The following is a 13005-nucleotide window of genomic DNA, read 5'->3' on the forward strand; positions in this document are numbered from 1 at the left end:
TGATCCTGTGCGGACACGCACAGATGGGTGTTGCCAACCGCGCTAGCAAGGGTCACCTTCTACGCCAAGGGAAGACTGGCCGCGCCAAGGGGGAGTAGGGCAAATGGCAAGTTGGTGGGAACGTCATGGAGTGCCGCGGCTGATCAAATGCGCCTGTTCGCAGGGGCAGATCATGAAGGTGCGGAGCAAGGTCGTGCCGAACGCCAGCGGCGATGTGCTCGAACTGGGATGCGGTGGCGGCATCAACATGGCGTTTTATGACCCCGCGCGGATCGCCAGCTTTACGGGGCTTGATCCCTCACCCGAATTGCTGGCGATGAGCCGCGCCGCGGCACAGGCGCGCGGGATGGTGGCAGATATTCAGGGCGGGGTCGGCGAAGCGATGCCGTTCGGTGACGCGCGGTTCGACACGGTGGTCACCACCTTCACCCTCTGCTCGGTCGCCGATCAGGCTGCGGTGCTGAGCGAAATCCGCCGCGTGCTGAAGCCTGGCGGTACCGCGCTGTTCCTCGAACATGGCGCCGCGCCCGACGCCGGGGTCGCAAAATGGCAGCGGCGGATCGAGCCGATATGGAAACGGATTGGCGGCAATTGCCATCTCACCCGTCCGATCAGCGACGCCTATCAGGCGGCGGGTTTTGCCGTCGATCGGCAGGCCGCCGCCTATATGCCCCAAACCCCGCGCCCGTTCGGCTGGGTCGAATATGGCGCGGCGCATGCCGCCTGACACAGAGAGGTTTGCGAGATGATACGATTCTGGTTGATCACCCTCACCGCGCTGGTCCTGTTCGCGCCGACCGGGGCCGAAGCGCGCAAGGTCGCGCTGGTGATCGGCAACAGCGACTATGCCAACACCAGCCGCCTCGCCAACCCGGTCAACGACATCCGCATCATCGCCGCCTCGGCGCGTCAGGCCGGGTTTGACGATGTCACCGTCGCCGCCGACCTGTCGGTCAATGATTTCCAGAAAGCGATGCGCGATTTTCGCGCCAAGGCCGACGGCGCCGAGGTCGCGATGGTCTATTTTGCCGGGCACGGGATCGAGGCGCAGGGTAAGAACTGGCTGATCCCGACCGACGCGCAGCTGAAATCGGACCTCGACCTGCCCTATGAGGCGATCAACCTCGACCGCCTGATGGAATCGGTGTCGGGGGCGCAGATTCGCATGGTCGTGCTCGATTCGTGCCGCAACAATCCCTTCGGCCGCTCGTGGCGGTCGGGCACGCGTGCGGTGGTCAACGGGCTGGCGGGGGTCGAGGCTGACGATGTGCTCGTCATCTTTGCCGCCGCGCCGGGGCAGACCGCCGCCGACGGCACTGCGGGCAATTCGCCGTTCGCGACCTCGCTCGCCAAACGCCTGCCTCAGCCCGACGTGCCGGTCCAGCTGCTCGGCGGGCTGATCCGCGACGATGTTCTCGCGGCAACCGGCGGCAGCCAGCGGCCGTTCGTCAGCGCCAGCATCACCGGCACCCCGGTCTATCTGGTCCCGCGCGCAGCCGCGCCGACCGCGGTGCCCGCGGCATCGGGGGACCGCAGCGGGCTGGAAGAACTGCTGTGGAAGGGCGCGATGGCCGAAAACAGCGTCCGCGGCTTCAGCGCCTATCTCGCCGAATTTCCGGCGGGGAAATATGCCGGGCAAGCGGGCGGCAATATCAGCCGGTTGCTAAAAGGTCCGGGGGTCGTCGCAGCACCGGTGACGATGACCGCGATGGCTGCGCCCGCCGCCACGCCTCGCCCGGCGGCCCGCAGATTCACCCTGAGCAACGTCCGCGTCGAATGCGTCAAACTGACTGGGCGTCTCGGCCTCGGCCTGCCTGACCAGCTGTTCCTGCGCTTCAACACCGGGCAACGCTTCCCCGAGGGAAAGAGCGAGATTTACTCGATCAAGAAGGGCGAAAGCTGGGTCGTCGATCAGAGCTTCGATTTCGACCAGCCGGTGAGTCTCCAGCTGCGCGAATTCGACGACATCGGCGGCAGCGACAATATTGGGACGATCGATCTGGGGGACGCGGCAGGGACGTTTACGAAGACGTTGGACGGCGATGCGAGTGAATATCGGGTGACCTATATGCTGACGGTCAGGTAGCGACCGAACGCCAACCACACTGTCGTCATCCCCGACTTGATCCGGGATCCATACGCCGTCTCAGTGTAGGGCGGTGCAAGACCTCATGGACCCCGGATCAAGTCCGGGGTGACGAAGATATGAAAGCATCTCCCCAGCCCGACGCGGCCATCAAGCCGCTAATCCTTCTCGCCCACCTCGACCAGCCCATGGCCGACGCTCACCCGTTCGTCGAAGACGAAACAGCTGCCGTGCCAGCGGCTCTCTTCGGCGGGCACCTGTTCCAGATACGCCAAAATGCCGCCCTTCAGATGCACCACATTGTCGACGCCCTCGTGCCGCAGAAACGCGGTCGATTTTTCGCAGCGGATACCCCCGGTACAGAACATCGCCACCCGTTTGCCCGCAAAGCGTGTCGCATTGGCGCGCCACCAGTCGGGGAACTCGCCAAAGCTGTGGGTCGCGGGGTCGATCGCGCCATTGAAGCTGCCATAACCGACCTCGAACCCGTTGCGCGTGTCGATCAGCACCGTATCGGGATCATCGACCAGCGCGTTCCAGTCGGCGGGATCGACATAGGGCGCCGCATCGCGCGCCGGATCGAGCCCCGCGACCTTCAGCGTCACGATTTCCTTTTTGAGTCGCACCTTCAGCCGCTGAAATGGCATTTCGACGGCGGTGGAATATTTGACGTCGAGGTCGGCGCAGTCTGGCAGCGCGCGGATATGGTCCAGCACCGCGGCAATGCCATCGGCACTGCCCGCGATCGTCCCGTTGATGCCTTCGGCAGCAAGAAGCAACGTGCCCTTGACGCCGCGTTGGGCGCACAGGTCTATCAGCGGCTGGCGCAGCGCAGCGGGGTCGTCGAACGGCGCGAATTTATAAAGGGCGGCGACGGTGAGAGTCATGGCGGCTGCCCATAACGATTCGCGCCGCGCTTGTCGAAGCCGTGTCAACTTTTCCAGTCGTCATCCCGGCGAAGGCCGGGATGACGACTGGAAAGGAGCAGGCGCTCACCCGAACGGATCGCCCCGACCCGTCGCATAGTGCGCCATCGCCATCGTCGTCCATTGCGCGTTGACGCGGATGCAGCTGGGGAACACGCTCGCGTCGGTGACCAGCACATTGGTCGTTCCATGCACCCGGCAATCGAGATCGACGATGCCGTGCGCCGGATCTTCGTTGATCGCGTTGCCGCCGTGCGGGTGGCTGCTCGACAACGTCACATCATCCTGTTCGCGGATTGCGCTGGCGAAAAACGCATCGACGTCCATGTCGGGGGTCACCGTCTGCCCCTTGGCCAGCGCCGGATAACATTCGATCGCCCCCGCCGCGAAATGCACCTTGGTCAATGTTGACATCGCGTCGCGCAGCACCGGCAAATCGTCGGTGGCATCAAGCTGGAACTGCAATTTGTCGTTCACAACCCGCCCGCGCCGGTCGGCGGGGAACAGTATTCCCGCCGAATGGACGCGCCCGAAATTCTTCATCCGGCTGGCATGGTCGGCGAACCAACCGGGCATCAATGACGCCATCGACATCGGCGGCTGGAAATGGCTTTCGAGCAGATAGTCGCCGACATCGACATAGCTCGACATCTGATCCTCGTCCCACGCATCGCCGCCGACGCCATCGGGCATCAATGCGACCACCGGCGAGGCGACGTTGAGCGACACCTGATAGCCGGTGCCGTCGATGTCGCTGCGGTCGAGCAGTTTCGACGACGCGATGGTGCCGCCCGCAACGACGACCCCCACCCGCGCCCGCACCATCACCCGCACATCGCCGGGCAGGATCAGCACCACGGCTTCGGCCTCGCGCCGCCCGTCATAGGCGGTCTGCCAGACGATCCGTTCGGCCTTCGTATTCGGCAGGATGCGCGCGCCGTGGTCGCGGCACGCGGCGGGCAGATAGGTCTGCGCCACCCCCATGCGGCGGCCATAGGGGCAACCCGAATTGCAATAGCCGCAATAGGCGCAGGCGTTCGGCGTGTTCGGCGGCCCGAAATTCTTCGCGAACCAGTCGGTGATCGCGCGGGCATCGCGCGGTTTGCCCGACGCGGCGGCGTAGGATCGCCAGCCCTCGATCAAGTGCGGGCCATTATGCCTTCCGCTGCGCGGTTCGATGCGCGCGATGCCCAGCTTTGCCTGCACCGCGTCATAGCTCTCATGAAACGCAGCGGCGTCGATCGGCGCGCCGATGCTTGCCCATTTCGCCAGCACATCCTGCGCGTCGGGGTGCGTCCGTCCCGCTTCATTGACGCGCAGACAGATGCCGTTGTTGATCGTCGACGAACCGCCGACGCAGCGGCCTTGGAACACCACGAAATCGCGGTTGGTCGATGTCTGGAGCGCGCCATGCTTGTAGAGGTTGGCGATCATGTCGAGTTCGTGATGATGGATCTTGTGCGAGGGGAAAAACGGCCCCGCCTCGACGATCAGCACCTTATAGCCCTGCGCCGCGATATTGTGCGCCGCGACCGCGCCGCCCGCACCCGACCCGATCACCACGACATCATATTCATCGCCCAGGGTGGTGGCATCCAGGATATGCGCCGGGTCGATCTCGCGTCCGACGACCGGCTTGATCTCCACCTCGCCACTGCCGCGAACACGGTGCTTGGGCAGCTTGAAGCCGATCTGACGGTGCACCGGATTGGCGACATTCGCGTCCTGATCGCCGGGTTCCAGCCCCGGCTGCCAATGGCCGTAATAGCAGGCGTAAACGATACCACGCAGCCGCGCCATGTCCTGGAACAGATCGATCTGGCTGTCCTGCAACCGGTCCTTCAGCTTGGCGGCGCGCCCGGCGACATCATCCTCGGTGAAAAACGGCCCGCCCAGCACCAGTTCGGTCGCGGTCAGCGACAGCCGGATTTCGTCCAGCTTGGTCCCGCCGACTTTTTCGAACAGTTCGCTGATATTGGCGACCACTTGATCGGCGGTGATCGCCATGTCGGCCTCGAAAAACAGCGCCTCAGTCAGCGCCTTCAGAAATTTGCGTTGCCCCGAACTAAATGGTGCCGTCATCGCCCTGCCCCCTGCTTGCCCCGCTTGGCAATTTGCCGGGTTATAGAGGGTGATGGCAAGCCGTATTGTATCGAAACGGCGGCAATCGCCCGGCCCCTGTGGGCCAAAGTCTGGCTGCGACGTCTCAATCGGATCGCAATCATTTCGCGATACCAGCGGCCAATGGCGGTGCATCGACTATCGGGACTGGATATGTTGCGCGGCATCGCCGCGATCGTTGTGGCGTTCAACCACGCGGCCGATCTGGCGGGCGTGACCAGTTTGGTCAGCCGCAGCTATCTTGCCGTCGACTTCTTTTTCCTGCTCTCCGGATTTGTCATCGCGGCGACCTTTGAAGCCCGCATGTCCGCCATGGGGGTCGTAAGGTTTCTGCAAGCACGCTGGTTCCGGCTCTTGCCCATGATAGCGATCGGCGTCGCAATTTCGGCCGCTATCTATCTGGCATCGGGCGCCAACCCTTATCTGACGTTCGCATGCGCGGCCGTCGCTATGGCCTTTCTGCCGATGCCAAACGGCATATTCTACATGAACAACCCGATGTGGTCGGTTCATTTCGAGGTGGTTGCGAACGCGGCCCACACCCTGATCCTGCGCCGAATATCCGCGGCGGGGCTCGCGCTGATAGCCATGGCCTGTTTGGCGACCCTGATCCTGATGCACGGCTGGCAAGATTTGGATGTCGGCCAGGGCGACAACTATCTCTTGGGCATCCCACGCGTCCTGCTGTCCTATTCGATGGGCATCCTGCTATGGCGGATCAATGCTGCCAAGGCGCGGGGTCCAGCATGGCTGGCTTTCGTTTTGTTGCCACTTGCGATTTTGATCGCGTCGCAGCTGGGTTGGGCGGACTATATCGTCGTCTTGCTGCTGAATCCGATTATCCTGCTGTGCGGGTTGGGGTTCGACGAAGACAGCAGCTATCGGCCCCTTGCGAGTTTTATCGGGGCGTGGTCCTTCCCGCTCTATGCGCTCCATTGGCCGGTCCAGGACGCCCTGTTGCGGAGCGGCCAAAGCTGGCTTGCCGCTTTCGCATGGTCGATTGGTGTCTCGCTCGCCATCGGGCTGCTGCTCGATCAACGCGTCCGCGCAGCATCCTTGGCGCCCTTCGGAACGAGACTGGCGCTGCTTCGACGACGATCCTGAGATCAGGAGTCAGTCTGACCGGGCAGCGCGGCCCGCGCCCTATACCGCCGCCTTCTTCGCCTGCCGGAACTTGTGCAGCAACGGCTCGGTATAACCCGACGGCTGGGTCACCCCGTCAAAGATCAGCGCCCGCGCCGCCTGATACGCGATCCCGTCGGGAGTCAGCTTTTCGTACAGCGGATCGCCCGCATTCTGCCCGTCGACCTTCGCCGCCATCCGCGCCAGCGCGGCATCGACCTGTTCCGCCGAACACACGCCATGCAGCAACCAGTTCGCCAGCGCCTGCGACGCGATCCGCAATGTTGCGCGGTCTTCCATCAGGCCGACGTCGTCGATGTCGGGCACCTTCGAACAGCCGACGCCCTGATCGATCCAGCGCACGACATAGCCCAAAATGCCCTGGCAATTATTGTCGAGCTCGCGAGTGATTTCGGCCTCGCTCCAGTTGCGCCCGGTGGCGACCGGAATGTTCAGCAACCGGTCGAGCGACGGCACCGTCTCGCCCGCGATCTCCTGCTGCCGCGCGAACACATCGATTTGATGATAATGCAGCGCGTGCAACGTCGCCGCGGTCGGCGACGGCACCCATGCGGTGTTGGCGCCCGATTTGGGATGGCCGATCTTCGCCTCCAGCATCGCGCGCATCAGGTCGGGCATCGCCCACATGCCCTTGCCGATCTGCGCCTTGCCCGACAGCCCGCAGGCCAGCCCTATGCGGACGTTGCGGTCTTCGTAGGACGCGATCCAGTCCGACGCTTTCATCTCGCCCTTCGGGATCATCGGCCCCGCGCGCATGCTGGTGTGGATTTCATCGCCGGTGCGGTCGAGAAAGCCGGTGTTGATGAACACGATGCGGTCCTTCACCGCATGAATGCACGCGGCGAGATTGGCACTGGTGCGGCGCTCCTCGTCCATCACCCCGACCTTCATCGTATGGCGCGCGAGCCCCAGCATATCCTCCACCGCGTCGAATAACCGGTCGGTGAAGCCACATTCCTCGGGGCCATGCTGCTTGGGCTTGACGATATAGATGCTGCCTGCCCGGCTGTTGGCGAGGGTGCCAAGGCCTTTGAGGTCGTGGAGCGCGCAGAGCGCGGTGATCACCGCGTCGCACAGCCCCTCGGGCGCATCATTGTCGCCGGGCAGCTTGATCATCGGCGTCGTCATCAGATGCCCGACGTTGCGCACGAACATCACGCTGCGCCCATGGAGGACGAACGGATCGCCCGCCGGCGAGGTCCATTCGCGGTCGGTCTCCATCGCGCGCGTCACGGTTGCGCCGCCTTTGGCGAAACTTTCGGTCAGGTCGCCGCGCATCAGGCCCAGCCAGTTCGTGTAGCCGAGCACCTTGTCCTCGCCATCGACCGCGGCGACGCTGTCTTCCAGGTCAATGATCGTCGTCAGCGCGGCTTCGAGCACGACGTCGGCGATGCCCGCCGGGTCGGTCTTGCCGATCGCGCTCGACGAATCGATCACCAGTTCGATGTGCAATCCGTTGTGGCGGAGCAGGATGCCGCTAGGTTTGCAGCCGACCAATTGCGACGGATCGGCGAGCGACAGGTCCTCACCCCTCCAGTCGGCCCAGCTGCCCGACGCCAGCGGCACCGCGTCGTCGAGAAACGCCTTGGCGCGCGCGATCACCGCCGAGCCGCGGTCGGCGTCATAGCCACCCGGCTTCGCAGGCGGCGCGTCGAGCGCGTCGGTGCCGTACAGCGCATCATACAGGCTGCCCCAGCGGGCGTTGGCGGCGTTAAGCGCGAAACGGGCATTGAGCGCGGGCACGACCAGCTGCGGCCCCGCCATCGTTGCGATTTCGGGGTCGACATTCTGGGTGCCGACCGCGAAGGACGCGGGCTCGGGGACGAGATAGCCGATCTCGCGCAGGAAAGCCTGATAGGCCGCGGCATCATGCGTCTGGCCAGCCCGTGCTTCGTGCCAGGCATCGATCTTGGCCTGCAAATCCTCCCGCTTGGCGAGCAGCGCGGCGTTTTCGGGCGCAAATTTGCCGAGTAGTGCTGCGAAATCGGCCCAGAATTTGTCGGCGTCGAGTCCCGTGTCCGGCAGCGCGCGCTGCTCGATGAAATCGGCCAGTCGCGAATCGACGGACAAGCCTGCGCGGTCGAGAAATTCGGTCATGTAAGCACCCTCTGGTCGGCGCGACTGCGCCCGTGGACCCGGGGAGGAAAGGGCCGCCGCCCTATGCCGCGATTGGCCCAATATGGCAATGGCGGCGATTTCACGCATAGGATTTCAACGATCAAATTGCCTTTCGGGTCTTGCCGGGAACGTTCGCATGTGCATTATGCTGCAATGCACAATAAAAATGACCTCTTTCTCCCCAAGGTAGGATCATGAGCGAGACCCGACTAACCCTGATGGAAGCTATCGCGCGCAAGCGCGTGGTGACCGCGCAGTATAACGGCCAGTTGATGAAGCTGGCACCGCACCAGATGTTCGAACGCCGCGGCGACCTGTTCGTCAGCGCGCTCAACCTGGACAAGAGCTGGCGGTCCGACGACGAACGGCGGCTCGGTCATTTCAAGCTCGATGGGCTGGTCGAGCCGGCGCTGATCGACGCGGAGTTCGACCCCCTCCCTTCGTTCCAGGCCGCCCCGCCGCAAAGCGACGACACGCTGCTGCTCGCGGTCTGACCGCCGCGCCATAGCCGCCGGTCATGGTCGGCCGATGATTCGTCCCCGCCGGGGGTGGCAAGCATCGCGCCGCTCGCTATAGCCGTGCGATGACTTCGCTCACGGCTTCCGAAACCGCGACCCTCGAACGCGCCGCCGACGCGCCAATGCTGGCGCGGGTCGAGCAATGGGCCGCGGTCAACAGCGGAACCGGCAATCTGGCGGGGCTCAAAAATGTCGCGGGATTGCTCGCCGACGCCTTTGCGGCGCTACCGGGCGAGGTACGGCTGGTCGCTGCCGATCCGGTCGAAAGTGTCGATGCCGCGGGCCGCGTGAACAGCATCCAGCGCGGCGATCATCTGCATCTGCGCGTGCGGCCCGAGGCGCCGGTGCAACTGCTGCTGACCGGCCATATGGACACGGTGTTCGCCGCCGATCATCCGTTCCAGACCCTGACATGGCGCGAACCCGGCGTCCTCAACGGCCCCGGCACCGCCGACATGAAGGCGGGCATTTCGGTGATCCTCGCCGCGCTGACCGCGCTCGAAGCCTCGCCGCTGGCGGACCGCGTCGGCTATGACGTGATGATCAACAGCGACGAGGAAACCGGCAGCCAAGCCTCGGCGCGGCTGATCGCAGAACTTGCGAAGGGCAAGACCGCCGCCCTAACCTACGAACCCGCCCTGCCCGACGGCACCTTGGCGGGAGCGCGGCCGGGCAGCGGCAATTTCTCGGTCGTTGTCCACGGCCTGTCGGCGCACGCCGGACGCAACCCCGATGACGGGCGCAACGCGTTGCTTGCCGCCGCCGACTTGGCGTTGCGGCTTGGCGCGCTGAAATCGGACGTGCTCAAGGTCAATCCGGCCAAGATCGACGGCGGAGGGCCGAACAATGTCGTGCCCGACAGCGCGATCCTGCGCGTCAACATGCGGCCTTCGACCCCCGACGCGATGGTGGCGGCCGAAATCGCGCTGCGCGACGCCATTGCCGCGGTATCGCGCGACCACGACGTCCACTGCCACCTCCACGGCGGCTTCAACCGCCCGCCCAAGCCGCTCGATCCCGCCGCGACGCGGCTGTTCGAACTGGTGCGCGATTGCGGCGCCGCGCTCGGGCTGCCACCCATCAGCTGGAACGCGACAGGCGGCGTGTGCGACGGCAACAATATCGCCGCCTGCGGCATCCCGGTGGTCGATACGATGGGACCGCGCGGCGGCGCGATCCACTCGGCAGACGAATTTCTGATCGTCGACAGCCTCGCCGAACGGGCGCAGCTGTCGGCGCTCACGATGATACGCATAGCGGAACGGGGGACAGTGTGAATTACGTGATCCGGGCGGCCAAGCCGGGCGACTTGCAAAGCATTTACGAGATGGCGAAGCTGACCGGCGGCGGCTTTACCAACCTGCCCCCCGACAAAAAGGCCTTGCGCGCGAAGCTCGAGCGCACCGAAGCCTCGTTCGCCAGCGACAAGGAATATCCGTCGGACGAGCTGTATCTCCTCGTGCTCGAAGACCTCGACAGCGGCGAGGTGCGCGGCACCTGCCAGATTTTCGGACAGGTCGGTCAACGCTGGCCTTTCTACTCCTATCGCATCGGCACCGACAGCAAGCATAGCGAGCAGCTGGGCCGCACCTTTCAGGCGCAGATCCTGATGCTCAGCAACGACCTCAACGGGTCGAGCGAGGTCGGCGGATTGTTCCTGCACCCCGCGGCGCGCGCCGGCGGGCTCGGGCTGTTGCTCGCCCGTTCGCGCTACCTGTTCATCGCCCGCCATCGCGCGCGTTTCGGCGATCGCATCCTCGCCGAGCTGCGCGGGGTGATCGACGAGGCGGGCGGCTCGCCTTTCTGGGACGGGGTCGCGGGCAAGTTCTTTGGCATGAGCTTTCAGGAAGCCGACCAGTTCAACGCGGTGAACGGCAATCAGTTCATCGCCGACCTGATGCCCAAGCACCCAGTTTATATCGCGATGCTCAGCGACCATGCGCGCAGCGTCATCGGCGTCCCGCACCCCAGCGGCCGCGCCGCGATGCGGATGCTGGAGAATGAGAATTTCGCGTTCGAAAATTATGTCGATATCTTCGACGGCGGCCCGACGATGACCGCGCGCACCGACCAGGTCGCGAGCGTCGCGGGGGCGAAGCATGTCGAGGTTTCCGCAATTGCCGAAACGGGCGACGACGCGCTGGTCGCCACCGGCCGCCTCGCCGATTTCCGCTGCTGTTTCGGCAAGGTCGGGGACGGATCGACGCTGGATGCAGAGGCAGCGAAGCTGCTCGGGGTCAAGGCGGGCGACGAGATCAGCTGGATCGGCCGCTGATGCTCACCGAAATCAATTTCGACGGGATCATCGGCCCCAGCCATAATTATGCGGGGCTCAGCCGCGGCAACATCGCGTCGGCATCGAACGCGGGCGACGTGTCACAGCCGCGCGCCGCGGCGCTGCAGGGCATCGACAAGATGCGCCACAATCTGGCGCTCGGCCTGCCGCAGGGCTTCTTCATGCCGCTCGACCGCCCCGACGCGCCGTGGCTGGCAACGCTCGGCACGACGTTGGCCGATGCCGAGGGGCATTTGCGCGCGCAGGCGTGGTCGGCGTCTTCGATGTGGGCCGCCAATGCCGCGACGGTGTCCCCCGCCCCCGACAGCGCCGACGGCAAATGCCATCTGACCGTCGCCAACCTGGTCACCATGCCGCACCGCAGTCACGAATGGCCGGGGACGCTGGCACAGCTTCGCCTCGCCTTTGCCGATCCCGCCTTTGCCGTGCACGCGCCGGTCCCGGCCCCCTTCGGCGACGAAGGCGCGGCGAACCATATGCGGCTGTGCAACGGGCACGATGGCCCAGGCGTAGAAATCTTTGTCTATGGAGTCGGTGGCGGGCGTTTTCCGGCCCGCCAGCATCTCGATGCGTCCAAGGCGATTGCCCGCCACCACCGGCTCGACCCGGCGCGCACGCTGTTCATCCGCCAGTCGGATACCGCGATCCAAGGCGGTGCGTTCCATAACGACGTCGTCGCGGTGGCGAATGAGCATGTCCTGTTCACCCACGAAACCGCGTTCGAAGATCGCGAATCTGCACACGCCGAAATCCGCGCGGCGTTTCCCATGGTCGAGATCGTCGAGGTGCCGGCGAGCGCGGTGACGCTGCCCGACGCGATCAAATCCTATCTGTTCAACGCCCAACTCGTCAGCCTGCCTGAGGGCGGCATGGGACTGGTGCTGCCGACCGAGGCGCAGGCGATCCCCGCGGTGTGGGACTGGCTGCAGGCGCATGTCGCGGGCAACGGCCCGATCCGCCGCCTGCTGCCGGTCAACGTCCGCCAGTCGATGGCGAACGGCGGCGGCCCCGCCTGCCTCCGCCTGCGCGTCGTTGCCGACCCGGTGACGGTCGATCCGCGGTTCATGGCGGACGAGGTGAAGCTCGACCGGATCGCCGCGGTGGTCGCCCAGCATTGGCCCGAAGCGATCGCGCCGGGCGATTTGGCATCGGCGACGCTGGCGGGTGAGGTGCGGACTGCGCGGGGGGCTTTGTTGGAGGCGATGGGGCTGAGCGAGTTGGGGTGATGGTCGGTAGCTATCGAGAGCAGACCTAATGATCCTCCCCATCGACTTGCGATGGGGAGGTGGCAGCGCGAAGCGCTGACGGAGGGGTAATAACGCAGCGTTGCGGCCCCTCCACCCCTCGCTTCGCGAGCGGTCCCCCTCCCCATCGCAAGTCGATGGGGAGGATAAGTGACGTCAACTTCCCACCCCAAAGCCGACCCGCTCCTACACCCCCCTTCCCTGATCTGTCGGATTAACTTACAGTTTACCATAAGCCCCGCGCCGCAAATCGCCGTTTTGCGTCAGTGGCACGGCTCTTGCTGAGTAAACTGCGATGTTGAAAAAAATCGGACGCCTGTTCGTTATCAAGACCCGCTTTGAAGCGTGCCTGATCATTTATGCGCTGGCGGTCGGCGCCATGGCGCGCGGCAGCGCCTATCTGCACGAATATCCGGGCGTCGGCGGTCAGTTGTTGCTCGCCGCGTGCAGCGGCGCGGTGTTCCTGGCGGGCGCGAAGATTTTCGACTGTCTGCGCTATGAACAGGCGGCGGCCGCGGCGGCAAAACAGCCCGATTGACGCCTGCGGTCTTTC

At 64.8% G+C, this 13005-nt stretch carries 11 protein-coding genes; 8 read left to right on the forward strand and 3 right to left on the reverse strand.

The genetic code is table 11. The features are described 5' to 3' along the window. Window positions 1-103 precede the first annotated feature (103 nt). Both J2X44_RS13510 and J2X44_RS13515 read left to right on the forward strand, forming a co-directional pair. A complete protein-coding gene (locus J2X44_RS13510; protein WP_310084983.1) occupies window positions 104-727 on the forward strand; it encodes a class I SAM-dependent methyltransferase in 624 nt (207 codons plus the stop codon). Between the two features lie 18 nt (window positions 728-745). Further along, the gene (locus J2X44_RS13515; protein WP_310084985.1) at window positions 746-2086 is read left to right on the forward strand and encodes a caspase family protein; all 1341 of its coding nucleotides are present in this window, start codon (window positions 746-748) and stop codon (window positions 2084-2086) included. A 158-nt stretch (window positions 2087-2244) separates the two neighbouring features. On the opposite strand, the gene J2X44_RS13520 is transcribed toward J2X44_RS13515, so the two are convergent. Both J2X44_RS13520 and J2X44_RS13525 read right to left on the reverse strand, forming a co-directional pair. After that, window positions 2245-2973, reverse strand: a complete 729-nt coding sequence (locus J2X44_RS13520; RefSeq protein WP_310084988.1) for a rhodanese-related sulfurtransferase — start codon at window positions 2971-2973, stop codon at window positions 2245-2247. Window positions 2974-3078: 105 nt separating this feature from the next. After that, the gene (locus J2X44_RS13525) at window positions 3079-5094 is read right to left on the reverse strand and encodes a GMC family oxidoreductase N-terminal domain-containing protein (RefSeq protein ID WP_310084990.1); all 2016 of its coding nucleotides are present in this window, start codon (window positions 5092-5094) and stop codon (window positions 3079-3081) included. Between the two features lie 15 nt (window positions 5095-5109). On the opposite strand from J2X44_RS13525, the gene J2X44_RS13530 reads away from it, so the two are divergent. Further along, window positions 5110-6237 carry an acyltransferase gene (locus J2X44_RS13530; protein WP_310084992.1) on the forward strand — a complete coding sequence of 376 codons (1128 nt, stop codon included), beginning with the start codon at window positions 5110-5112 and terminating at the stop codon, window positions 6235-6237. A gap of 39 nt (window positions 6238-6276) precedes the next feature. On the opposite strand, the gene J2X44_RS13535 is transcribed toward J2X44_RS13530, so the two are convergent. Next, the gene (locus J2X44_RS13535; protein WP_310084994.1) at window positions 6277-8373 is read right to left on the reverse strand and encodes a malate synthase G; all 2097 of its coding nucleotides are present in this window, start codon (window positions 8371-8373) and stop codon (window positions 6277-6279) included. Window positions 8374-8588: 215 nt separating this feature from the next. Between J2X44_RS13535 and J2X44_RS13540 the strand changes: the two genes are divergently transcribed. The 5 genes from J2X44_RS13540 (at window position 8589) to J2X44_RS13560 (ending at window position 12990) form a co-directional block, all read left to right on the forward strand. Beyond that, window positions 8589-8888 (forward strand): hypothetical protein, encoded by a 300-nt coding sequence (locus tag J2X44_RS13540; protein WP_310084996.1) that lies wholly within the window; start codon window positions 8589-8591, stop codon window positions 8886-8888. Window positions 8889-8977: 89 nt separating this feature from the next. Further along, entirely contained in the window at window positions 8978-10189 is a 1212-nt protein-coding gene (locus J2X44_RS13545) for a hydrolase (RefSeq protein WP_310084998.1), read from the forward strand. Then, window positions 10186-11187: an arginine N-succinyltransferase gene (locus tag J2X44_RS13550; RefSeq protein WP_310085002.1), complete on the forward strand. Its 1002-nt coding sequence runs from the start codon at window positions 10186-10188 to the stop codon at window positions 11185-11187. The genes J2X44_RS13545 and J2X44_RS13550 overlap by 4 nt, the downstream gene beginning before the upstream one ends. Continuing rightward, on the forward strand, window positions 11184-12434 hold the full coding sequence (locus J2X44_RS13555) for an N-succinylarginine dihydrolase (RefSeq protein WP_310087050.1): 1251 nt from the start codon (window positions 11184-11186) through the stop codon (window positions 12432-12434). Before J2X44_RS13550 ends, J2X44_RS13555 begins: the two co-directional genes overlap by 4 nt. Window positions 12435-12747: 313 nt before the next feature. Next, a complete protein-coding gene (locus tag J2X44_RS13560) occupies window positions 12748-12990 on the forward strand; it encodes a hypothetical protein (protein WP_310085005.1) in 243 nt (80 codons plus the stop codon). Window positions 12991-13005 lie beyond the last annotated feature (15 nt).

It is taken from the genome of Sphingopyxis sp. BE259 (assembly GCF_031457495.1).
Classification (GTDB): Bacteria; Pseudomonadota; Alphaproteobacteria; order Sphingomonadales; family Sphingomonadaceae; genus Sphingopyxis.

Coding starts and splice junctions, on each gene's coding strand:
- J2X44_RS13510 (WP_310084983.1), top strand. CDS start 104: ATGGCAAGTTGGTGGGAACGTCATGGAGTGCCGCGGCTGATCAAATGC.
- J2X44_RS13515 (WP_310084985.1), top strand. CDS start 746: ATGATACGATTCTGGTTGATCACCCTCACCGCGCTGGTCCTGTTCGCG.
- J2X44_RS13520 (WP_310084988.1), bottom strand. CDS start 2,973: ATGACTCTCACCGTCGCCGCCCTTTATAAATTCGCGCCGTTCGACGAC.
- J2X44_RS13525 (WP_310084990.1), bottom strand. CDS start 5,094: ATGACGGCACCATTTAGTTCGGGGCAACGCAAATTTCTGAAGGCGCTG.
- J2X44_RS13535 (WP_310084994.1), bottom strand. CDS start 8,373: ATGACCGAATTTCTCGACCGCGCAGGCTTGTCCGTCGATTCGCGACTG.
- J2X44_RS13540 (WP_310084996.1), top strand. CDS start 8,589: ATGAGCGAGACCCGACTAACCCTGATGGAAGCTATCGCGCGCAAGCGC.
- J2X44_RS13545 (WP_310084998.1), top strand. CDS start 8,978: ATGACTTCGCTCACGGCTTCCGAAACCGCGACCCTCGAACGCGCCGCC.
- J2X44_RS13560 (WP_310085005.1), top strand. CDS start 12,748: ATGTTGAAAAAAATCGGACGCCTGTTCGTTATCAAGACCCGCTTTGAA.